Raw genomic sequence first — 21,160 nt, 5'->3', positions numbered from 1 at the left:
AGCCAGCGCATGTCGCTGGCTTTTTTCGTAGTGAACCTTAATCTACTGTTGCACTAGATCTTATTCGCAAGGCGGAGCCATGTGAATAACGGCCAACCCTCCTAATGATGTCTCTCGGTATTTCTTATTCATGTCTTTACCCGTTTGATACATGGTTTCTATAACTTTATCTAAAGAAATAAGACATTTACTATTGCGCTTTAACGCCATGCGAGACGCGTTGATGGCTTTCATCGCTCCCATTGCATTTCTCTCAATACACGGAACCTGAACCAATCCGCCAATAGGATCACAGGTCATCCCTAGCGAATGCTCCATAGCGATCTCAGCGGCGATACAAATTTGCTCGTTACTGCCTCCTCGCAATGCGGTTAACCCCGCGGCAGCCATAGACGAAGAAACGCCTATTTCTCCCTGACAGCCCACTTCAGCGCCAGAAATTGAAGCATTAGTTTTATACAAAATGCCAATAGCACCAGCTACGGCCAGGAAGTCTTTGAGTTGTTTGATATCTAATTCTTTGATGAATCGATGGTAGTACATCAAGACAGCAGGTATGACACCGGCAGCGCCATTTGTGGGAGACGTAACAACTTGTCCGCCTGCCGCATTTTCTTCACTGACAGCGAAAGCGAACAGGTTAATCCAATCCATAATTTCCATGGGATCGTTTTCTACGGCGGCATTGGCCTCAAGCTTTTTCAGAAGGTTAGGAGCACGTCGGGTAACATTTAATCCGCCCTCGAGAATGCCCTCCGTATCAAATCCTCGTTGCATACATAGCGACATGACTTTCCAGATTTGTTCAGCTCTGCGACTTATTTCCTCGTCGTCGAGGAAGGCCTGTTCATTTTTTAGAACCATACCTCCCAAGCTAAAGCCATTATCTTCGGCTTTTTGCAACATCTCATCTGCGGAAGTAAAAGGGTAAGGTACTTCAACTTCAGTTTGTTTTGTGCCGTGTTCTAGTTCGTCAGCGGTAGCGATAAAGCCGCCGCCAATAGAGTAATATATTTCAAACGCGACTTGCTCGCCGTGAACGTCAAGTGCAGTGATGGTCATTCCGTTTTCATGTAACGGCAGATTTTCGCTATGAAATACAATGTCATGATCATAGCTAAACGTTATTTGATGATGACCTGATAAAGACAGCGTATTATTTTCAATAGTATGTTGTAGGGCACTTTTCGCACTGGACATTTTAATTGTGTCAGGCTTATTGCCCATTAGCCCTAGTACGGTCGCTCTATCGGTATGGTGCCCTCTGCCGGTTAGTGATAGTGAGCCGTATAAATCGACTTGGACTCGGCTTACTTTTGGTAACGCATCCCCGAGTAATTGAGTAAAATGAAACCCGGCAATCATTGGTCCATTTGTGTGGGAGCTGGAAGGGCCAACACCGATCTTAAATATATCGAAAATCGACAGCATAATTGACTTCCTTTAGTATTGAGCCTTTGCTAGGTCTCTTGATTGGTTTTGTTAAGTTAATGTTAAGGTTTTTCGGGTGAATGGCAAAGGTATTTTTTAGATTATCGCAAACGACGACAGGGTTAATGGCTGAGAGACTTTTATCTCTCTTTTTGATCTAGAGACGATTTGGGTAAAACATGAGGTTTTGGTATGGCATTTGAACATGTTGTCATTGTTCTAGGGAAGCGTCTTATCAATAATCGCTTGAGTCCTGAAGGCATATCACGAGTTAATGCTCTTGCCGAAGCGCTCGGTGAGTTATCTGTAGAAAACACGATCATAGTTTTTTGTGGTGGTATCACTCAAGATCAGGATATCTCGGAAGCGGATGCCATGTATCATCAGTTTAAAGTCGTCAATGCATTGTCTTCAAACTCATTTCCAGACGCTCAGGTATTACTTGAAAATCGTTCAGTGAATACGGTGCAAAACATGCAATACGGCGCAGAAGTATTGTGTCAAAGTGGTTTGTTTCCGCTTTTCTCCCCAGAAAACACGCCAATTGACGTCATATTGCTTTCCAATGATTATCACTTACAGCGGATTATCGAGATTCAGAGTCTGATGAATGAGCAGGGGCTGTTGCGGGTGTTAGAAGAAAGCAGTGCTTCCATGGGGCTGACACTCAATATTCCAGTCAATATGAAAAAGCATATTAGTGTCCCTTATCCTCACCAACATCCGTTAGCAACGTCATTTTTGCTACTAGATGAATTGACGACCTATCGTGTTTATTTAAGAAGGGGTAATAAACGGGGCGTTTAAGCGGCGCTTGTCAGAAGTCAGAGCTGAACCTTTATCTATCGCGAGAAAGGCGATAGAGCAACTAAAAACATTGAGTTTATCGCCGGAAATTCTGGGGCAAATTGAAGAAATGAAAAAGGCCATCGAATTGACGGCCTTTGATGAATCCGTGACAGTCGCAAAGGCGTCACTAGAGATACTCCATCCGATTCTCACGGATTTGAATCGTCGACTTGACCCAGAATCAAACGGGTCACGATAATCAACGTTTGTTTATCTCTCGCAGTGTGCGAAGCGCGCTCAAGGCTATTAAGCAATAAAACAGCAGCTCCAAACCCTCTTCTGAAATATTTTTGACGTCGCGGACGTAATGTTCTCCCATGACTTGTTGCCAAAAGCTACCCATGCCGTAAAGGCGAGAAAATACAAGCAACATCATCACAGATCCGATTAACAGCTTCATGTAGGGAACGGATAAGATTGTTGCCATTTGATTAACGGTATTTTTACCGCCTTTGTAGGCATTGATACATGCTAGCGCTGTCACGGTAAGAGCCGGAAAAATCCAAAAACCATGTTGGATCATATCCATCCAATAATCCATCTCTCGAATTGCTAAAACAGCAAAAAAACCCGAGATCAATAGGGCAGCCTGTTTTAGTTGAGGCTGTTTCTTGGCGAGATAAAAAAACGTCCCCGAGGCAATAAATAGCATGACAAGCTGCAGTGACTCTGTCACTGAGGCTTCACCGAGATCACCGCCTAGCACAGTGTAATCAAGACGAATACTCAAGTTTACGAGAATACTAATAGCCGCGATCATCAATGCACTCAAGCAAGATTTGTAGATCGTCAGTTTTGTCTCAGCGGTTATGACATTGGTTTGAGTTGATTCCGCTTGTTTAAGCGTTTGTATCTTCATATCGACCACCTGATCGGAACAAATAAGGGGAAAGAATTTATGTGACTTATGTCGCGAAATTTTATTGTCCACTTGGAAAGTTTTGTCAGGTAAATGTCAGGAATATTACATTTCGCCTATATAGTATAGAATTTGAGCAGAATAAATTGATGAAGAGACAATGTGTTAGGCGCCATGAAAGCAAAAGGAGCGCTAGGGCTCCTTTCAAATTCAGGTTTGTATCAAGAGGTGAGCTGGTTACTCACTGCTTTGGTGGTGCTGGCGGAAGTACTCCCACTGCTCTATGCTTTCATCTTCAGAAAATACACAGTGAGTCACGCGTTCCCCATTTTCGGACAGCATTTTGAGTTCACCTCCCTGCTGGACGCAATATACCGAGGCAGGGTTGGCCGCTGATGTATATTCAGTATCGCGAGTGGCACCTTCGTAAGTAGAGCAGCCTGCGACTGTCATGACTGTCAAAGTAAGCATTAAACTTTTTTGTTTCATTTCTGTATCTCCGCATTGGGTGAGCGACTATTGTCTTGATTATAGGACACTTTCACCTGTTCTTCGTTTGATACTTAAATGATTTTAATGAGGTAGGATTCTCTGGGTTCTCTCTAACAAACCTAATAGCAACTCTGTTTAATGGTCTTATATAAATTTGGGAAAGCGGGTATGTTTCGGTAATATGCGCTCAAATACTGATAGTGGGACGTTTGATGAGACATTTAAAATCAACGATTCATCCTGACATTGAGCATTTGGATGACAAAATTATTTTTAAACGCAATGCCGCGCGTGCCATTGTTGTTAATGGAGAAGATATTCTACTCCTTTATACAGAGCGATATCACGATTATACCCTCCCTGGGGGAGGCATCGATGCGGGCGAGGATGTTATCGCAGGTTTGGTTCGTGAACTGCAAGAAGAGACCGGAGCAAAAAATATCCATGCAATCAAGCCGTTCGGCATTTTTGAAGAATTTCGTCCGTGGCATAAGGATGACGCTGATGTTGTCCATATGATTTCATATTGTTATAGCTGCAAAATCGATCGTGAGTTGGGCGAAACCGATTATGAAGATTATGAAGTTAAGAATGGTATGCGTCCGGTATGGATGAATATTTATAAGGCGATTGAGCACAATGAAAAGACAATGTCGGAAAGTCCAAAGAAAGGAATGAGTATTGAGAGAGAAACATTTTTGCTGCATCTCATCGCCAAAGAAATGCTGTGATTTTATTCTCGATTGAACGCCAAAATTGACACTAACGACGTGAATGTCTAGAAAATAAAAAAGTCCGAGCTCCCCCCCGGAACTCGGACTTATTCCAGACGCGCAAGCGAAGCGTCATCTTTATATTCTGTGTTCATTGAGCTTTGTTCAGTGCTTAATAAAACATTTCATTGCTTGATAAAAACAATAGCTGCTTTGTCTTCACTGTGTAAATAATTAATAAGTCTAACTGACCGTTTTCACTGTTTTTGCGCAAGGAATGAGATGCATACCTATCTAGCACACTAGTTTAAAACGAAGAGGTATCAATAAATGATAACCTTTCTTAATCTTGAGATACATTACCCTAATTAGTCTATATACGTTTGAATTAAGATCACGTGTTAAAAAAATATCAGCACAATAGCTTGATGTTTTACACTTTCTTGACTTCATATAAGAATCATTTAAATTACAGAATAATGAGCGGACGCAGTCGACTAAAGTCGAGCAGTAGGTGAGAAGGACGATGGGTTTCACTAACAAATAAAAACGTGGATTAAAACGTTTAGCTTGTCAGTAGCGGCATATCCATCAGTTTTTTAGTACTTATAGCGAACTGGCTTATCTGTGTATCGGACACTTAAATGCATATGTTTGATGAGTTTTCATCAATTACCTGCTGAATATAATGCATTAACTGTGCGGACAACGTAGGTTATTTTTAATAAAAATGGCAGTTTCCGTACCAAAACTGCCATTTGCAAGCCAATCACTATTCTCGCGTAGGGATAGCTTCTCCAAGAATGTGAAGGGGGTTATTGTGGTTTCGGCGTTGAAATATTTGCCACGGAACGATTCAATTTCTGGAATAGCCAACCCAGAGCAATGAGCGATGCTCCGAGCCCTAAGAAACTGACTGCCCGCCAGAAACCATCCAGACTACGTACATCCCATAGAAAGACTTTCAGAGCCACGCAAGCTAATACGATAAGTCCGATGCGTTGAACCGTCATTGCTTTACGTGTGACGCCAGCCCAAGTCAGCATACCACCCACCATTAACCCGGCAATAGAATAGCTAAATAGCTCTGCCATACTGGTTGGTTGGTATAACGTCATGGAAGTGGGTTGCCAGAATTGTCGGATTGACATGCCTAACCATAACACTGCGAGAGTCAATGCCACCCCAGCGACAACTTGGCGGTGAATACGCAGTGTGTTCCAACGTCTGATTACCGCTGCAATGAGAACGCCAGCAGGAAGTAACCAGCCTACACTTAACATGTTGAAAACAGGCATCGCTTGGGCGGAGATATTATCTACGTTTAAAGGCGACTCTAGTGTATTAAGTAACAGTAGCATCACTGCAAACATCCCCCAAAGTAGGTAACTGTATCCTTGATACATTCGAGAGAGTGTTAGAGCGAATTGACTGCGATGGCTGTAGACTAAGCCCATGATAAGTGCTTGATTCGCGAATACAACGGCACTGGTAAAGTCAATATGGTCTAGATAGCCGTATTTTCCTGTCAACCAATAGTTAGTTTGGGTAAACAACGCGACTAAGAACACATGTAAAAAAGCGCCTTCAAACCAGCGAGCAAGTTCAGTATCTACCTTCATTAAAATAGAGCGGGCATAAGCTAAGATAATCAATGCTGGTAGGTAGCTCAGCAAAATCCAAGACCAGTGGCCAGCTTCAATTGGCTGCCATTCTGGAATAAACGGCAATAGCGTAAGTCGTATCGCTAAGATGCCCATGGCGATTTTGACCGCCCACGGATCTGGTTTGAATAAGTCTGTTTTAATTTGTAGCGCAATGATTGCAACTTGTAGGGAAATTGCGGTTGTTAGCCAAGTGTCGTTTAGCCAAACAAAAGCGGTCCCTGCGATAAGCGCATGCACTACTGCAGAGCACTGATATACGATGGCATTTAAACGTAGACCGAGATACACGTAGGAAAATGCGACTATGGCGGTAAAGCATGTCCATTGCCAAACGTAGTCTTGAGTAAACTCGTGTGTGTATAGCAGTGTCGCTAGCGTCATGGTTGGTGTTAGAGCGAGCAGTAAAATTACACTGATTTTAGAGCGATCGTAGAGTATCTGACTCCATGTCCTCATACTGATTAACCCCACACAGATTGCTAACGCTAGTAGAATGATCGCTTCGCTATCTTTCATGTACAGCACATCAAATAAAAAGCTAAGAACTAACATCGTGATGGCGGAAACCAGTATCGATGGAAGAAATGCGCGCACAGACCACCCTTTGCGTAGCGCGGGTAACCAGATTGTTGCTAATAGCAACACATAACAATAGGTCATGTGAAGCCAATGGAGTTCTGGCATACGAGTGACAGCAGAAAATACCAGCAGCGCAACAATGATAGACATCGCCGTTGGTGAATTCGTCCAATGGTTTTGGAATTTTCGGTAGCGAGGATTGAATGCCCAACCCATTCTCGGGACAGCATAGATGAGGTATAACGAGATAGATAAATAAACCGCAAGCCAAGAGAACAAAGAGTCTGTTGGAATGTTCTCGATAAGCACTAACATCCATATCGAATGAGGAATGGCTATGCTGGGTGCTATCCACGCCTTGCGAACTGTTAGCATTAACACCGTCGCGGCAACGGATATGGCACTGATGTAACTAGCCAGTAAGAAGTATTCTGGATTACTCCCACTTATCCAGAGTGGTGCTGAGTAGCCACCAATTAGCCCAAGCGCTGCCATTAAGGGGCCTTGTCGTAAGGCGAGAGCGAGACTTGAAAATGCAGCCAGTGCCAAGATGAGTAGTGAAATACTGGGTGAGAGCATCTGGTATACGACAAACGCAAAAATCACTGTACAGTAAACCCCAGTTAAGCCAGTGCCAGTGACCGCCGCTGGTACGTAACTAAACCCTTGGGAACGCTTGGCTCTCTCAGGGCTGTTTTGTTCTTTGCGGTGGAACCACTCTCCTGCAATAACCATGGCGCAAGATAGCACAAAGGCAAGGGAGACGCGCATAAGCGGAGAAAACTCAATATGACTACCAATGACTTGAACCAAGTAACCGCCACCGATCAGCATAGCGATAGCACCAACCCATACCAACCAGTTCTCTTGAATATTTGACAGTAGCTTTCTCGACTGTTGTTCTAGACGCGTTTCTTGGCGTGCAGCAAACGTTGCCAATTGGCTATCCGCGAGGTCTTTACGGTCATGCTCCACATGGAGGGAGCGCAAATCTGATTCACCATGGTCATTATGCAGGGCTTTAGAACATTCCTCATTAGTTGATTCAACTTGTGGCTTTTCCTCGATAATGAAAGGTGCAGTGATATTTTCGGCCGTTGGTTGTTGTGACGTGACCTGCTGAGCTCCTGTCAGTTCAGGTGATCGCTCACCTAAACGAGCTAACTTACGATGAAGCTCAGCGATGTCGTTTTCCAGTTTTGAAATACGGTTAATCGCTTTCAATGTCATCACTATTGCAAAAAAAGCCATGATCAAAGCCAATAAGGTATACAAGCGACGCTCTCCCTTCTTCGTTTTTCCAATCTATGCGCTCTATTTTGCGCGTCTATAATGTATTCAAACACCGCTTAGCTAAATGGCGTCTTGGAATGGAACCGCTGATGCTATTTGAACTGAGTTTAGTTGATATGCCGACAATCTATTCTATTTGCCGAGTAAGAATTTTAATTCAATTTCAATATATTATACCTATGGCATAAGTAGTAGGATGAACTAAATCGATGTATGCTCGCGCCAATTTCGTGAACTTTAGGTTGCATTCAACTTTTGAGACGTAATTTCTTGCAACGCATCCTGTTGAGAGCGACTTGAGAATCACTCAGACATACAACAGTGTAAATAACGATGATAAACAGTAGGTGGTGGTAGATGCAGGTTGGGAATGAAGCATTGGTGTTATCAGCGGTTGGGGTGATTGGCTTGGGCTGCCAGTGGTTAGCTTGGCGACTGCGCTTACCTGCGATACTGTTTTTACTTTTGGCTGGTATCGTTGCCGGACCGTTTCTGCAATGGTTAAAGCCCGATGAGATATTAGGCGATCTGCTGTTTCCTCTCGTCTCGCTTGCCGTGGCTGTGATTCTATTTGAAGGCAGTTTGACGCTCAATCGCAAAGAAATTCGTGGTGTCAGTGGCTCCGTCTGGAGCATCGTATCGGTAGGGGCGATCATTTCGTGGGTGGCAACCAGTGTCGCAACTCATTATTTTCTTGGCTTTTCTTGGGAATTAGCCATGCTTTTTGGCAGCTTAACGGTCGTGACCGGGCCCACCGTGATCGTTCCGTTACTTAGAACCGTGAGGCCCAACAGTAAATTAGCCAATATTCTTCGTTGGGAGGGGATACTGATTGATCCGCTCGGGGCGCTTTTCGTCGTTATGGTGTATGAGTTCATCGTGTCGCACAGTGCCGTCAATAGTCTCGAAGTGTTTGGTACGATAGTCGCCGTTGGTGTTCTTCTTGGGATAGCGTCTGGTGCGGCAGTTTCAACGATATTGCGTCGAGCGTGGCTTCCGGAATATTTGCAGCCATTCTCTGTATTGATGGTCGTACTTGGGGTGTTCTCGATATCCAATTATATCGAGTCAGAGGCGGGTCTGTTAACCGTAACGATTATGGGGATGTGGCTTGCAAATTCAAAAGAGATCAATATTCAACAAATATTGCACTTTAAAGAGCATTTAACCATTTTACTGATTACTGGCCTGTTTATCTTTTTGGCTGCTCGAATTAGTTTGGACGATTTCGCGGCACTGGGTAGCGGCGCTTTGTTTCTGTTTATCTTTATGCAGCTTGTGTCACGTCCGCTGTCTATTTTTATCTCCACGATGCGTAGCAACCTCGAGTTTAAAGATAAGCTGTTTTTATCGTGGGTCGCACCGCGCGGGATTGTTGCGGCATCCATCTCATCGCTCTTTGCGATTAAGCTGGCAGAACATGGCATCACTGACGCGATGTTGCTGGTGCCTATGACGTTCATGGTGATTATTGGCACGGTTGTGCTACAGAGCGCAACCGCTCGTCCTATTGCTGTTGCTTTGGGTGTCGCAGAACCCGCTCCACGTGGCTTTTTGCTGATTGGGGCGAACCGAGTCGCACGGGAAATTGGTCAAGCGCTCGCACGTTACGATAGACGAGTCCTCATGACGGATTCCAACTGGGAATACATCAGCCAAGTTCGTATGTTAGGGCTTGATTATTATTATGGTAATCCAATATCCAGTCATGCAGATGATAATCTTAACTTGATTGGCATTGGGCAGGTCGTGGCGTTAACGCCAGATCAGCATTTCAACATCATGGCTTGCATGCAGTTTGTGGGAGAATTTGGCGAAGAGAAAGTTCATTGCCTCCAGAAAGTGAAGGCAAACGGGAATGGCGGCGAGAAACACATGGTTGCCCAAGAGTACCATGGTAAGTTGTTAATGGCTGGAACGGTCAGTTACAGCCAACTGGCTAGCTTGTTCAGTCGTGGTGCGGAAATGAAGCACACCAAACTGAGTGACAATTTTACTTACCAAGATTACTTGCAGCACCACAAAAGCAATTTAGTCATCCCAATGTTTCATGTAGAAGAAAAGGGAAGGATACAGTTTTGTGACGATCCAGACCAATTTGAGCCGTCTAATAACAGCACGGTTGTTTCGTTGATCCTAGTGCAACAGGCATCGTAGATGTTCAAAGTGAGTTTGATTACACCTCCAGCCACCAAGCTAATGGTCTACTGTTATGGGAGGAGAGTGAGTGCTTGTGGTGAGTTTCTGAAAACAATGTGGAAATTTCAGAAAATTCGCATTGACCTTCAAAGCTAGGATCGCAATACTGCGCGACTGTTTTACTTTAGGGTGACGTTATGGTTCCGCAAACTAACCGAAAAGATTTACATTTAGACGCTGTGTTACATCATGATATGAACATGAAAACCAAAACGTCTGGCTTCGAGTCTATAGAGTTTGAGCATTGCGCGTTGCCAGAATGTGACCTTAAAACGATTGACCTTTCCACCGAGTTTTTAGGCAAAAGATTAGCACTTCCGTTTCTCATCAGCTCAATGACTGGTGGGGCGAAAGAGGCGGAGAAGATCAACTGTCGCTTAGCAGAAGCGGCCAGCGAGTTAGGTATTGCGATGGGGGTTGGATCGCAACGGATTAGCTTAGAAAAAAACCAGCATTCTGGTTTGAGTCAAACCATTCGCGATTTAGCGAAAGGTGTGCCGTTGTATTCCAACCTTGGTGCCACACAACTGAGGGACAAGGGAAACCTAAACAATGCGCAGCGTGCTGTTGATCGGTTACAAGCGGATGCCTTGATCATTCATCTTAATCCAATGCAAGAAGCCTTTCAGGACCAGGGGGATCATAACTGGATTGGAGTGCTTCATGCGATACAACAGCTGAAATCACGTGTCAGTGTCCCGATCATCGTAAAGGAAGTGGGCTTCGGAATCAGTTGTGTTGTCGCTCAAAGGCTAGTGGAGGCCGGCGTCAACGCGATTGATGTTGCTGGTGCTGGTGGTACGAGTTGGAGTGCAGTTGAAGGGTTTTGCCAAGACGATGCCAAAATGCAGCGTGCGTCGGAGTTATTTCGTGATTGGGGAATACCGACAGCAAGATGTCTTGAGAGTATTCGTATTCAGTCTCCGACGTTGCCTTTGATTGCATCGGGCGGAATACACAATGGGTTAGATGCGGCCAAAGCGATTCATCTTGGTGCGAACCTAGTTGGCCAAGCCTCCGCTGTATTGAAAGCGGCAACCATCAGCACCGAGTCTGTCGTAGAGCACTTTGAGCAAATGGCACTTGAGCTTCGTTTGGCTTGCTTTGGCACCGGATCTGCGAACCTGACGTCATTGACTCATGCACACACTCGCTGATCGCTTTACACCTCAAATGACGTCTAGAAATAAGATTGAGTGAGGGTGTTGAAGATATATTCGTCGAGAAATTGTCGCAGTCTTAACATCAAGACTGGCAATTTAGCTATAGTTTGTACAAAATTCGCGTCAAGATACTGAATTTATCCGTTTTGTTTGAATTGAGTGTCGTGAGGTGAGTTGCTAGAACATTATTTAAAATTGGAAAAGAAAACTTATGAAAAAACTAGCGATGTTGTTGTTGGCGTCTTTGGCTTTAACGGCTTGTAGCGATGAGGTTGGCACTGAATCTTGGTGTAACGATATGCGCGAAAAACCAAAATCTGATTGGACAACTGAAAGTGCCGTCGATTTTGCGAAACATTGCGTTCTGCAAGATGGTGTTGGCAGCGAACAATGGTGTGAAGACCTGAAAGAAAAACCGAAAGGTGACTGGACAGCGAACGAAGCGACAAGTTACACCAAGCACTGTCTGCTTTAATTGATGTTTCTCTGAACGAAAGATAAAACGCTAAGCGCCCTGCTTAGCGTTTTTCGTTTATGAGTACTTTTGATGAACACAAGCTATTGGGCTGTTTTCAACTCGTCTAACCCGCCAGCATTATGAAGATTAGTAAAGCCTTGCGATTGCAGATATTGGTAAGCCTGACCGGAACGGTTACCGCTACGACAATAAAGCACAATCATTTGATCTTTCTCGATACTTTGAACATGTTTGTCGAGCTCTGAAAGAGGAAAGTTGACCGCGTTGTCTAGATGACCTGCTGAGAACTCTTGTGGTGTTCGAACATCCACAATCATTGCGCCTTGCTCAATCAGTTGCCAGCCTTTATCTGCGCGCTCCGAACTCAGGACATTGGGTGCAATAGCACTGAGCGCTAATGTTGTTAGTAGCAGAGATATCGTTTTATTCATTACAGTTTTTTCCTTGAGTTCATTCTTGAGTGTTAAAGCGCGTTATGGTTTGTATCACTAATCCTTTAACGTATAGCTATATTTTACATCCTTTGGCCATGACTATCACAGGGATTAGCGGATTCTACATTGCTCTAGTAATACCTAGAACTTGGTATACAGCCTTCTCAGTAATCCGTTGAGCTGTTAAACCTTTAGTCCAAGCATTGCACCAAAGACAAACAACCCAGCGCCACAAGCTTGATTGAGGCGGTGTTTGATGTTGATTACAGATCGGAACGAGATGAATGAGAATACTGAGCAGACATTTGCACATTTCTACTTTTGTATTCAAGCGGCAGTAGATGGGCTTGGAGCAGTGATTGGGTCCTACCATTAGTCATGGATGACATCTGGCGAGGTAATTTAATTGCTCCGTTTGGCTTCGTTCGGTCAGACCATGATTATGTGCTGTTAACTCAAGATCAAAAAAAAACAACCGAGCTGGAGAGTCGGTTTATTGCCTGGTTGCAGACACAAATGTCAGAGTGCCGTCCTTAGTGATTAATCTTGAACAAACTTGAATCGATGGTTCAACCTAGAGGGAGTGAGGTCGTTGATTGGCCGATCTTGTCTCTGAAGGTGTTTCACCAAACAGTTGTTTGTAGCTGGCGCTAAACTGGTGGCGACAACAGCAGAAGAGGAATTTGCGATGTTGTCCGTGGCCGAAAAAGAGTTGGAAGCAGAAGCGGCTCGTTAGGCATGACGATGACCGAATTGATCTGAACAACAGAAAGGGAGTCATGAGCTCCCTTTCTGTTGTTTTGGGTCGAACTGTTGTTTTAAGGTGAGCTATTGCTTTGAATAGAGCACTGATGTTTCTTAGCTGTTTTTGTATTTGTGCAATAAGTCCAAAGGAATATGGCAATAGTCGTTTGGGAAGCGGGTCAGTCGGTCTTGGTGTTCGTCATCACTTGGCACGTAGTTATTAAGAGGGAGGACTTCCACGACTATCCTCTCAGCGTCTTCTCTTGCTGCAATATAGCGTTTTACTGCTTCAAGATGCTGCGTATTTTGACTGTAAACCCCAGTTCGATATTTTTCGCCAACATCGTCACCTTGTTTGTTAACGCTATACGGATCGATGATCTCAAAGAAATAGCCCATCAGCGTTTCGACTGAGACATGCTGAGGGTCGAATTGCGTGCGTACACACTCTGCATAACCGTCGTAGTCGGTGGAGGTAGAGCTTGTGGTACCGTTCGCTCGGCCAGCTTCTGTATTTGTTACACCGGGTAGGTGACGCATAAATTCTTGCACGCCCCAAAGGCAGCCGCCTGCAAAGTATATCTCTTGCATAACTCTGTTTGCTTGAAAGTTTGCCGCATTATGTATTGACAGTAGAGCTCACTGCAAGAAGCAAAGCGCTTATCCGACCACCATGTTTTCTCTCGCTATTCGTGAAGTAATGCTACGCAAAATGCTCGACGATGATGTCATCGGCATGTTCAACGAACACTGCGCCTTTGTCTTGCATCTCTGCTATCGCTTCTTGCATAGATTCTGGCAGTACCGCGCGCGTGGAGGCGAGATTTACGATGACGTTGAAGCCGAGGTCTAGTGCTTGTAGAACCGACTTTTTCACACAGAAATCAAGTGCGAGTCCACCAACGACAAGCGTATCTATATCCTGGCATTTAAGAAACTCATTGGCGCCAGTGGTTTTGGTATCGGCGATGTCATGAAAGAATACACCATAAGGGTGCGCGTCAGGATCCATACCTTTATTGACTTGAAAGTCGTAGTCTAAAATCGGTGGCAAACCATCAAGTAATTCAACTCCCTTGGTTCCGAGTACGCAGTGACGATTCCACTTCACATCCACGTTTGGTAAGCCAACGGGTTTAAGCATATCGGCTGGTGTTGCAGCATCCCAGGCCGCTTTTGGCGGATGCAAGTCTCGACTTACTAGTTTTAGCCTACCTTTCGTGTGGTTTTTCAGTAACTCGGGTACGATTTCTAAAGCATCAGAAACCGGCAGTTCTTCGGGGCAAAGTTCCGTAAACCCTTTCTCGGGGTCGATGTCGAAAACCGCCGTGGTTTGATAGTGTACTCGAACAGTCATGGCAGACTCCTTGTCTGGCTTTTTGATTGCGTCTATCCACGCAAACAGTTTTGAAAAAAGGTCACTTCGTCACTCGTCAATGTGTAAATCATCGCAGGTTTACCGCCTTTGCCTTTGTTGGTCGAAGCAACCTTGTTCGTTGGTTTCAGCACTCCCGAATCAATCAAACGGCGCTTTATCGTCATACGACTGATATCGATACCAAACTCTTGATAAGCGGAGATGATATCGGCCACCAAAAACTCTTTGTCTAACGCGAACAAAAGTACCGATGTATACTCAATAGAAGCGCGTAACTTTTGCCACGCTTTTTCTATCGTGTTCTGGTGGTCAAATGCCAGTGTTTCTTCTCCATTTAAGATAGCTTGTATAGGAAACCATTTTAGATGGCATTCCGGGATACCAGCGTTGTTGATTTGTTCGATATTTGCCCGGTCCACCAATGCATAGTGAGTAATATTGAGGCTCCAATCATCAGGATCGCGCTTAGGATCCCCATCGATAAATGCCTCACTAAAATGACGTGGATAAGTGTGGATCTTTTCTCGGCAAATTCTTCGTCTCGCCGCTTCAAAGTTTTCATCCGCAGGGCGTCCTCCCTCAGGGGTTAAGTCTTTATCAAAGACGAATCCACCGGGCAAAGCCCACACCCCGTGATAAGGTCGGTTTGGGTTTGAACGTTTTATCAACAACACTTCCAATCCTTTATCGGCAAAACCAGATAACCTGAATGGGATAATGTCGACAGTTACGATCATAGTTGAGTCCTACTATTCATTTGTATGTAATCTAGCGTATAAAAACTGGCTATACAATAGGTAAGTAACTGTTTGTTATAAACGAGATGTTAAAACCAAATGTATAACGTTTAGCCTTTTTTGTGGATAAATAAAGGCATTTAATAGATTTACACACATGGAGGTGAGCGATTATAAGCGAAAAAAAATGAGGAATATTAGTGGTTAGTAACATAAGTTGACAAACATGCTGTGGATGTTTATTGTTTACGCTGATTTGGTTAGTAACAAGAAGTTATATACTTGAGCAAAGAGTATATAGAAGGGCACCTAATGAGTAGCAAATTATTTTCTTCACGTATCATCCAAAGTGCAATGGACTTTGATGTGTACAAAGTGAACATGATGAGTGCAGTGGCGGAGCTGTACCCAAATGCAGAGGTGTCATATAAATTCATTGTGCGCAGTGATGAAGATCTGTCTGATTTGTTGCCAGAGGTACAAGCCGAGATTCTCAAACTTCAAGACCTTCGATTTACTGAAGATGAAATTGACTACATGAAGCGCGTTGCGCCTTATCTTAACTCTGAGTTTGTTGATGCTTTACGTTACTTCCAGTTTAATCCCGAAAACGATGTCTCTTTGTATAGTAAAGCCATGCCAGATGGTTCTAGCCAACTTCGTATTACTATTAGTGGGTTATGGAAAGAGACGATACTGTACGAAACCATCATCATGAGCATTGTGTCCGAAGTGCGTAGTCGGCTACGATGGTCCGAGATTCCCTTGCAACAATTTCAAGCGGTGTTGGAAGATAAAGTTCGTCATCTAAAATCCGAGCTTAAACGTCGTAATATCAGGAATTTTAAGTTTTCTGATATGTCGACTCGCCGTCGCTTTTCTTTCCAAGCTCAGCGTACGATGGTCGAGTATTTACGTGAGACGTTGCCAGATTGCTTAACAGGCACGAGTAATTACCATCTAGCACGAGAGTTGAGCCTAACACCCATCGGGACGGTGGCTCATGAATGGTTTATGGGGCACCAAGCACTCGTTAGTGTGCAGGAGTCACAAAAAGTCGCACTACAACGATGGCAACAGGTGTTTAATGGAGCGTTAGGTATTGCTTTAACGGACACGATCGGTATCGATGCGTTTCTAAAGGATTTTGACCAAGAGCTTAGCAACGCTTATTTTGGCGTTCGTCATGATAGCGGCTGCCCGTTCACTTGGGGCGAAAAGATGATTGCGCACTATCAAGCAATGAATATCGATCCAATGACCAAAACCCTAGTCTTTACTGATGGACTGAACTTCGACCAAGCGTTGGATATTTGTGAATATTTTCAAGGGCGAGTGCAAGTGAGCTTTGGTATTGGAACCTTCCTTGCCAATGATATGGGCAATTATGCCAATAAAAAAGGTCAAGCTTACGAGCCATTGTCGATGGTGATTAAAATGGTTTCTTGTAACGGCTCACCAGTGGCGAAAATCAGTGACGAACCAGAAAAAGCGATGTGTGAAGACATCTTCTTTTTAATGAACTTAAAACGTCGATTTGAACAACCTTTAGATCTGGATGAGTGCCGTCTTCTTATTGATCGTCTAGAACATGAAGGTGAAAACTATCTGATTGACGCCTGAGTTGTGTTTTTCTCGTATTGATAACTACTCTCTATCGTATCAACAAAAATTAGTTTGCTATAGGTAGGGAGCTATTCAGTTATAGTCACTCTGTTCTAGACGACTTTTGGCCGCAGTGCCTTCGCTGGAATCAGGAGAGAAACATGAATTTGGTTGTACATTTGCAAAAGAAAACCATCAGAAAATACGGCTATGAGTTAGCGACTCGCCAAGCTTGGAAGTGTGGCATGAAAGCGAACTTAGTCAAAAGAGTGATTGGATTATTCAAAGGCCAAATTGTCTGTGTTGTAGAAGGATGTCGAGCCGAATTATCCTCTGCGATCAATAACCAACTTCACGACGATGAGAAGCAAGGGCGTTACGTCTTTGTCGGTGGTATTTGTTGGGAGCCAAACAACATTATAGCGCCAGGTTTTCCCGATTTTATGTTTATGCATGTGAGACACATGACTCATCGTCATAAGTACCTCACCGATGACGAGCTATTTCTCAGCTTGGCTTAACGAATGCTTTTCCCATTCTCTATCTGAATTGACATTCCGCTAGATATTTATTAACCGTGCTTTTAAAAAACACCGTTTTTTACTAGTAAATGACACAGGCTTTGGTTTCGCCTGATGTGGTTTACATTTCACAACATACTATACCCACATAACCACAAGATGCTTGGCTCAGTCCTTATTGAAGGGTGTCGTTGACACCATTTCATCGTCAAATAACTTGGAACGCGTGCGCTAAGTCATTGCGCTCTTTCCTTGAACTGGCGTCATTGACTGCGTTCTGCATCCTGTACCTGGAAGTCATTCGATATGTGAATGCAACGGAAACATGCTGGGATGTATACCATGAAAATAAAATCTATCGCTACTGCGGCTGTGGTCTTTGCTGTCTTAGCGGGCTGTAAGGAGAAGACTCCGACAGCGCCAACACAAGCAAATATTACGCTGATTGAATCCGTTACAGAAGCGGTCAAGAAGCCTCATCAAGTCTGTAAGGATGTGGTTGTGACGCAGCAAGTTGAACCGACAGATGATAACAAAATTCTCGGTACCGTTGGTGGAGCTGCGGCAGGCGCTGCTATTGGGAATCAGATTGGTGGCGGCTCAGGTAAAATTATTGCTACAGCCGCAGGGACAATTGCAGGTGCACTAACAGGCCGTAAAATCCAAGAAAATGTGCAAAAAGGTGATGTCGTATCGACAACGAGGCAACAGTGCCACACCGAATATACAACGTCAGAAAAAGTTGTTGGTTATGATGTTACCTATGAAGTTGCGGGAGCGCCAACAACGGTTCGTTTAGCAAGTAAGCCGACAGTGAAGAGCTTTCCTATCGAAGACGGTAAAGTGGTATTGCCACAATAATTAGGTTGCCCATTAAGTGAAGCCCTTTTGTCTATTTTGACGAAAGGGCTTTTAATCTATAGCTTACTGCATGCAAAGGCAAGCTGGCCTCGTCACGAACAGGTTGGGATTACGCTAAGTTTGTTTGCTGTTCCTTCTCCAATTGAATTTGAGCTTGCCGTTTTTTTATCCGACGTTCACGTTTAGAGAGCCAAATCAGTGGTACAACGATCAATACCGTACCAATTGCCATGTAAATATCGGGCACTTCATCAAACCACATAAAGCCAATGACAACGGCACCAATTAAGCCACTGTATTCTGCACTTGCAATTTTGTTGCTGTCGATAGAGCGATAAGCCATCACACACGTTGCGGCATAAATCATGATAAATAAGCTTGATCCAGCTGCGATTGGGAAAGCGTCCCATTGCCAGGGTTGCGCTTCGATGAAGACCAGTAATAGTGCTACTGGGATACCTGCCAGGTTAGTCATAAGCAGAGTATGCGCCACTGACTGATCTTTAGGTAGTTTACGTATCAGTAGGTTATTGACTGCTAAAGACAGAGCGACAACAAACGCGTACATGGCTGCCCAGTCGAATTGATCGGGACGAATGATCACCAACACACCAGTAAATCCGACGATCGCTGCCGCGATCGATTGCTTAGATAATTGCTCTTTAAGGAACAATGCCGCTAAAGGTAGCATGATCAAAGGTGCGGCATAAAACACCGCGTTTGCGGTTACTAAAGGCAAAGACGATATTGCCAATACCATAAATACTGCACCAAGTAGCCAAACGTGAGCTCGAATAGCGTGCCACTTAAATCCTTCCATTAGACGAGTCGATTTTGCGAAAAAACAGAATGGCAGAAGCAAAAGTACTGCAGAAATTTGGCGAAACAGGACAAACTGAAAAACAGGCACGTCGTTGCCGACACTTTTTATTAACGAGTCAGAGACCACCGCAATAAGGTTTCCAATAATGAGTAGCAACATAGCAGCGCCAACAGATGTAATTTTCACTTTTTCCACTCCCTTAATCTTTGCGTAAGAGTAGGGGATGTCATAGGATGAAGTAAAATGATATTTATTAGTTCAACTATGAGTTTATTAGATAATGAAATTGCCACCACTAAGAGCGGTGCATTGTTTTGAATCGGTCGCTCGAAACCTGAGTTTCTCGCTAGCGGCACAAGAGCTCAAAGTCACGCAAAGCGCGGTTAGCCACCAAATACGTTTGCTAGAGGATTATTTAGGAGAGTCTCTATTTATTCGCCAAGGGCGAAAGGTGTCGCTATCTGACACGGGAGCGCGATATTTAGAAGATATCAGTCCAGCGATAAGTATGATTGCAACCGCAAGTAATCGGGTGCGTGATGGGGAGAAAGGGAGTATTCGTTTGGCGATATACAGCTCGCTTGCCGTGAAGTGGTTAATTCCTCACTTGTCTGAGTTTAAACGCCTTCATCCAGAAATTGATCTGACATTGAATATGGTCGCGAGCGATCCAGAACAAACGGACAGCGTAGGGGATTGCTTTATCACCGTTCAACCGCCAAAGCGCAATTATATGGCGACGCACTTGTATGATGAAATCTTATACCCAGTCTGTAGCCATAAGATTTGGAAGGAAATACAAGATCAACCTTTGCCAGAAGCTTTGTGGCAATATCCAATACTATCAACGGATTCAATTTTTTATGAGCGAGGGAAGGATTGGGCAGAATGGTGCAAAGCGGGAGGTTACGCTTTACCTAAACACGCGGATATACAGCACTTTAGCCACATGCTGCTCGCAATAGAAGCAGCTCGATACGACCAAGGTATCGCGTTCGCGAATGATTTTATGCTCAATGAGCGCGATAAAGCACAAGATTTGGTGTACATTCCGTCTCATGGCTTAGAAACGGGGGATTCCTTTTACTTTATTCACAAAAAAAGCCGTTCGAAACAGTCTGAGATTATCAAAATCACCAATTGGTTAAAGCACCTATGCTGGGGATAATCGTCAAAATGAGTATCATGAAAAACCCGAGCGTAGCGCTCGGGTTTAGACTTAACTGTTCACAGCCATGAGTATGGTTATTGCTGTTTGCTCAGGTTATACAGGGGTGCCATTTCACCACTGACTTTTTCACCGTTGATGTCTAGCTTCATGAGTACGTTTTCACCTACGAAGTATTGGTTTGGTGCTGTTTCATTATTGAGAGTGATTACGCTACCATTTTCACCCCAAGTGAATGATCCCTCTGATTTGGTTTGACCATTGTCTTTTTCTTGGTAACTCTGCTCTAGCACGTAAGTACCATCTTGGTTCAAGGTTAAAGTGATATCAATGCCAGAACAATCTGCACATGGTAGCGTGCCTTTGTACGTACCATTCCAGTCAAGTGAGTTACTAGCATTGTGCGCAGAGTCAACGAATGTTTCTGGGGTAATTCCCTGATCCTCAGTCACTTTCTCTTCAACTACAGGTGCTGTGACGACTAATTCATCTTCAGCCGCCTGAGCATTTGCAACTTGTGCTTCACTTGCTTGAGGTGCTTCTACTGCTAATGTTTCCGCAGGCTTTTCGTCTTGGCAGCCTGCCAGGATGATCACTGCACCAGTTAACGCCAACATCGTCTTTTTCATTCTGTGCCTCTTTTTGTCAAGATCTAAGGTAATACTGAATGCCTCGAAGATGGGGTGCTCAGTGAACGTAAACTGAACCCGGTTGCTTGAGGACATTTGAGTATAATATTAGTCGCACTTATGAAATTTACGTCATAGGAAAGCAAGAGAATGATATCAATTTGTCAGTAAAACCTATGTGAGTCAATTAGTTGAAAGAATATTCAGAGGACTGTAAAGTTCAGCGATTTCGTTAGGCTTCGACCTTATTTCTGAACTGAATTCGTGTGATGAATTTGTAACCTTTATATTTCAGTCTACGCTTATAGTTGGTTTTAAATAAGGAGACCTAATATGGCTGAAATGAAACAGGATATCCCACATCGTGTCACGGTTTATCATGACAATGTCGAGCAAGAAAAAGAGCTGAAAAATGCGATGCTGCCAGAGAAACCACGTTACTTTAATGGCTCGCCGACTTACAAAGCAGAAAGCATCGAAGAGTTTGAAAGTAAAATCAGCCAAATCGGACTGTCGTTAGATAAGTAGAATAACGCT

Annotated in this window: 19 protein-coding genes and 3 pseudogenes; 11 read left to right on the top strand and 11 right to left on the bottom strand. The window is 44.0% G+C overall.

What is annotated here, in order from left to right; genetic code table 11:
• Positions 1-60: 60 nt before the first annotated feature.
• The gene (locus tag ONE56_RS19000) at positions 61-1,431 is read right to left on the bottom strand and encodes an L-serine ammonia-lyase (protein WP_423840747.1); all 1,371 of its coding nucleotides are present in this window, start codon (positions 1,429-1,431) and stop codon (positions 61-63) included.
• Positions 1,432-1,623: 192 nt separating this feature from the next.
• Here ONE56_RS19000 and ONE56_RS18995 point away from each other — a divergent pair.
• A pseudogene (locus tag ONE56_RS18995) lies at positions 1,624-2,479 on the top strand (YdcF family protein).
• On the opposite strand, the gene ONE56_RS18990 reads toward ONE56_RS18995, so the two are convergent.
• A complete protein-coding gene (locus ONE56_RS18990; protein ID WP_423840746.1) occupies positions 2,480-3,139 on the bottom strand; it encodes a hypothetical protein in 660 nt (219 codons plus the stop codon). It abuts the pseudogene before it with no gap.
• A gap of 237 nt (positions 3,140-3,376) precedes the next feature.
• The gene (locus ONE56_RS18985) at positions 3,377-3,628 is read right to left on the bottom strand and encodes a putative hemolysin (RefSeq protein WP_041156336.1); all 252 of its coding nucleotides are present in this window, start codon (positions 3,626-3,628) and stop codon (positions 3,377-3,379) included.
• Positions 3,629-3,843: 215 nt separating this feature from the next.
• Between ONE56_RS18985 and ONE56_RS18980 the strand changes: the two genes are divergently transcribed.
• Positions 3,844-4,362, top strand: a complete 519-nt coding sequence (locus tag ONE56_RS18980; protein WP_423840745.1) for an NUDIX hydrolase — start codon at positions 3,844-3,846, stop codon at positions 4,360-4,362.
• A gap of 797 nt (positions 4,363-5,159) precedes the next feature.
• Here ONE56_RS18980 and ONE56_RS18975 read toward each other — a convergent pair.
• On the bottom strand, positions 5,160-7,841 hold the full coding sequence (locus ONE56_RS18975; RefSeq protein ID WP_423840744.1) for a DUF2339 domain-containing protein: 2,682 nt from the start codon (positions 7,839-7,841) through the stop codon (positions 5,160-5,162).
• 399 nt (positions 7,842-8,240) lie between these two features.
• Here ONE56_RS18975 and ONE56_RS18970 point away from each other — a divergent pair, with 399 nt between their 5' ends.
• From ONE56_RS18970 to ONE56_RS18960, 3 genes are all read left to right on the top strand, one after another.
• On the top strand, positions 8,241-10,040 hold the full coding sequence (locus ONE56_RS18970) for a cation:proton antiporter (protein ID WP_423840743.1): 1,800 nt from the start codon (positions 8,241-8,243) through the stop codon (positions 10,038-10,040).
• 179 nt (positions 10,041-10,219) lie between these two features.
• Positions 10,220-11,239, top strand: coding sequence for a type 2 isopentenyl-diphosphate Delta-isomerase (fni, locus tag ONE56_RS18965; RefSeq protein ID WP_423840742.1), 1,020 nt, complete (start codon positions 10,220-10,222; stop codon positions 11,237-11,239).
• Positions 11,240-11,456: 217 nt separating this feature from the next.
• Positions 11,457-11,720, top strand: coding sequence for a DUF3012 domain-containing protein (locus tag ONE56_RS18960; protein WP_041156341.1), 264 nt, complete (start codon positions 11,457-11,459; stop codon positions 11,718-11,720).
• A gap of 83 nt (positions 11,721-11,803) precedes the next feature.
• On the opposite strand, the gene ONE56_RS18955 is transcribed toward ONE56_RS18960, so the two are convergent.
• Both ONE56_RS18955 and ONE56_RS18950 read right to left on the bottom strand, forming a co-directional pair.
• Positions 11,804-12,154 carry a rhodanese-like domain-containing protein gene (locus tag ONE56_RS18955; RefSeq protein WP_423840741.1) on the bottom strand — a complete coding sequence of 117 codons (351 nt, stop codon included), beginning with the start codon at positions 12,152-12,154 and terminating at the stop codon, positions 11,804-11,806.
• A gap of 186 nt (positions 12,155-12,340) precedes the next feature.
• A pseudogene (locus ONE56_RS18950) lies at positions 12,341-12,424 on the bottom strand (LysE family translocator); the annotation flags it as partial.
• Positions 12,425-12,440: 16 nt separating this feature from the next.
• Between ONE56_RS18950 and ONE56_RS18945 the strand changes: the two are divergent.
• Positions 12,441-12,694: pseudogene (locus ONE56_RS18945) on the top strand (LysR family transcriptional regulator); the annotation flags it as partial.
• A gap of 321 nt (positions 12,695-13,015) precedes the next feature.
• On the opposite strand, the gene ONE56_RS18940 reads toward ONE56_RS18945, so the two are convergent.
• The 3 genes from ONE56_RS18940 to ONE56_RS18930 all read right to left on the bottom strand — a co-directional run bounded on the left by ONE56_RS18940 (position 13,016) and on the right by ONE56_RS18930 (position 15,016).
• Positions 13,016-13,492, bottom strand: a complete 477-nt coding sequence (locus tag ONE56_RS18940) for a peptide-methionine (S)-S-oxide reductase (RefSeq protein WP_331438294.1) — start codon at positions 13,490-13,492, stop codon at positions 13,016-13,018.
• A gap of 112 nt (positions 13,493-13,604) precedes the next feature.
• A complete protein-coding gene (locus tag ONE56_RS18935; RefSeq protein WP_423840740.1) occupies positions 13,605-14,258 on the bottom strand; it encodes an isochorismatase family protein in 654 nt (217 codons plus the stop codon).
• A 32-nt stretch (positions 14,259-14,290) separates the two neighbouring features.
• Positions 14,291-15,016 carry an NUDIX domain-containing protein gene (locus ONE56_RS18930; RefSeq protein ID WP_041156347.1) on the bottom strand — a complete coding sequence of 242 codons (726 nt, stop codon included), beginning with the start codon at positions 15,014-15,016 and terminating at the stop codon, positions 14,291-14,293.
• Between the two features lie 312 nt (positions 15,017-15,328).
• Between ONE56_RS18930 and pncB the strand changes: the two genes are divergently transcribed.
• The 3 genes from pncB to ONE56_RS18915 all read left to right on the top strand — a co-directional run bounded on the left by pncB (position 15,329) and on the right by ONE56_RS18915 (position 18,003).
• Positions 15,329-16,639 carry a nicotinate phosphoribosyltransferase gene (gene pncB, locus ONE56_RS18925; protein WP_331438292.1) on the top strand — a complete coding sequence of 437 codons (1,311 nt, stop codon included), beginning with the start codon at positions 15,329-15,331 and terminating at the stop codon, positions 16,637-16,639.
• A 143-nt stretch (positions 16,640-16,782) separates the two neighbouring features.
• Positions 16,783-17,142, top strand: a complete 360-nt coding sequence (locus ONE56_RS18920; RefSeq protein WP_041156349.1) for a hypothetical protein — start codon at positions 16,783-16,785, stop codon at positions 17,140-17,142.
• Positions 17,143-17,484: 342 nt separating this feature from the next.
• Positions 17,485-18,003, top strand: a complete 519-nt coding sequence (locus tag ONE56_RS18915; protein ID WP_423840739.1) for a glycine zipper 2TM domain-containing protein — start codon at positions 17,485-17,487, stop codon at positions 18,001-18,003.
• A 109-nt stretch (positions 18,004-18,112) separates the two neighbouring features.
• Here the strand turns inward: ONE56_RS18915 and ONE56_RS18910 are convergent, their stop codons facing one another.
• On the bottom strand, positions 18,113-19,012 hold the full coding sequence (locus ONE56_RS18910) for a DMT family transporter (RefSeq protein WP_423840738.1): 900 nt from the start codon (positions 19,010-19,012) through the stop codon (positions 18,113-18,115).
• 94 nt (positions 19,013-19,106) lie between these two features.
• Here ONE56_RS18910 and ONE56_RS18905 point away from each other — a divergent pair, with 94 nt between their 5' ends.
• Positions 19,107-19,994 carry a LysR family transcriptional regulator gene (locus ONE56_RS18905; protein ID WP_041156351.1) on the top strand — a complete coding sequence of 296 codons (888 nt, stop codon included), beginning with the start codon at positions 19,107-19,109 and terminating at the stop codon, positions 19,992-19,994.
• Positions 19,995-20,071: 77 nt separating this feature from the next.
• On the opposite strand, the gene ONE56_RS18900 is transcribed toward ONE56_RS18905, so the two are convergent.
• Positions 20,072-20,623: a copper resistance protein NlpE gene (locus ONE56_RS18900; RefSeq protein ID WP_423840737.1), complete on the bottom strand. Its 552-nt coding sequence runs from the start codon at positions 20,621-20,623 to the stop codon at positions 20,072-20,074.
• Between the two features lie 333 nt (positions 20,624-20,956).
• Between ONE56_RS18900 and ONE56_RS18895 the strand changes: the two genes are divergently transcribed.
• Entirely contained in the window at positions 20,957-21,151 is a 195-nt protein-coding gene (locus tag ONE56_RS18895) for a hypothetical protein (protein ID WP_041156353.1), read from the top strand.
• Positions 21,152-21,160 lie beyond the last annotated feature (9 nt).

Origin of the sequence: Vibrio mytili (genome assembly GCF_049563345.1) — a bacterium.
In the GTDB taxonomy this organism is placed as follows: domain Bacteria; phylum Pseudomonadota; class Gammaproteobacteria; order Enterobacterales; family Vibrionaceae; genus Vibrio; species Vibrio mytili.
The sequence above is the reverse complement of the archived record's forward strand: the minus strand, read 5'-3'. Positions and strand labels throughout refer to the sequence as shown.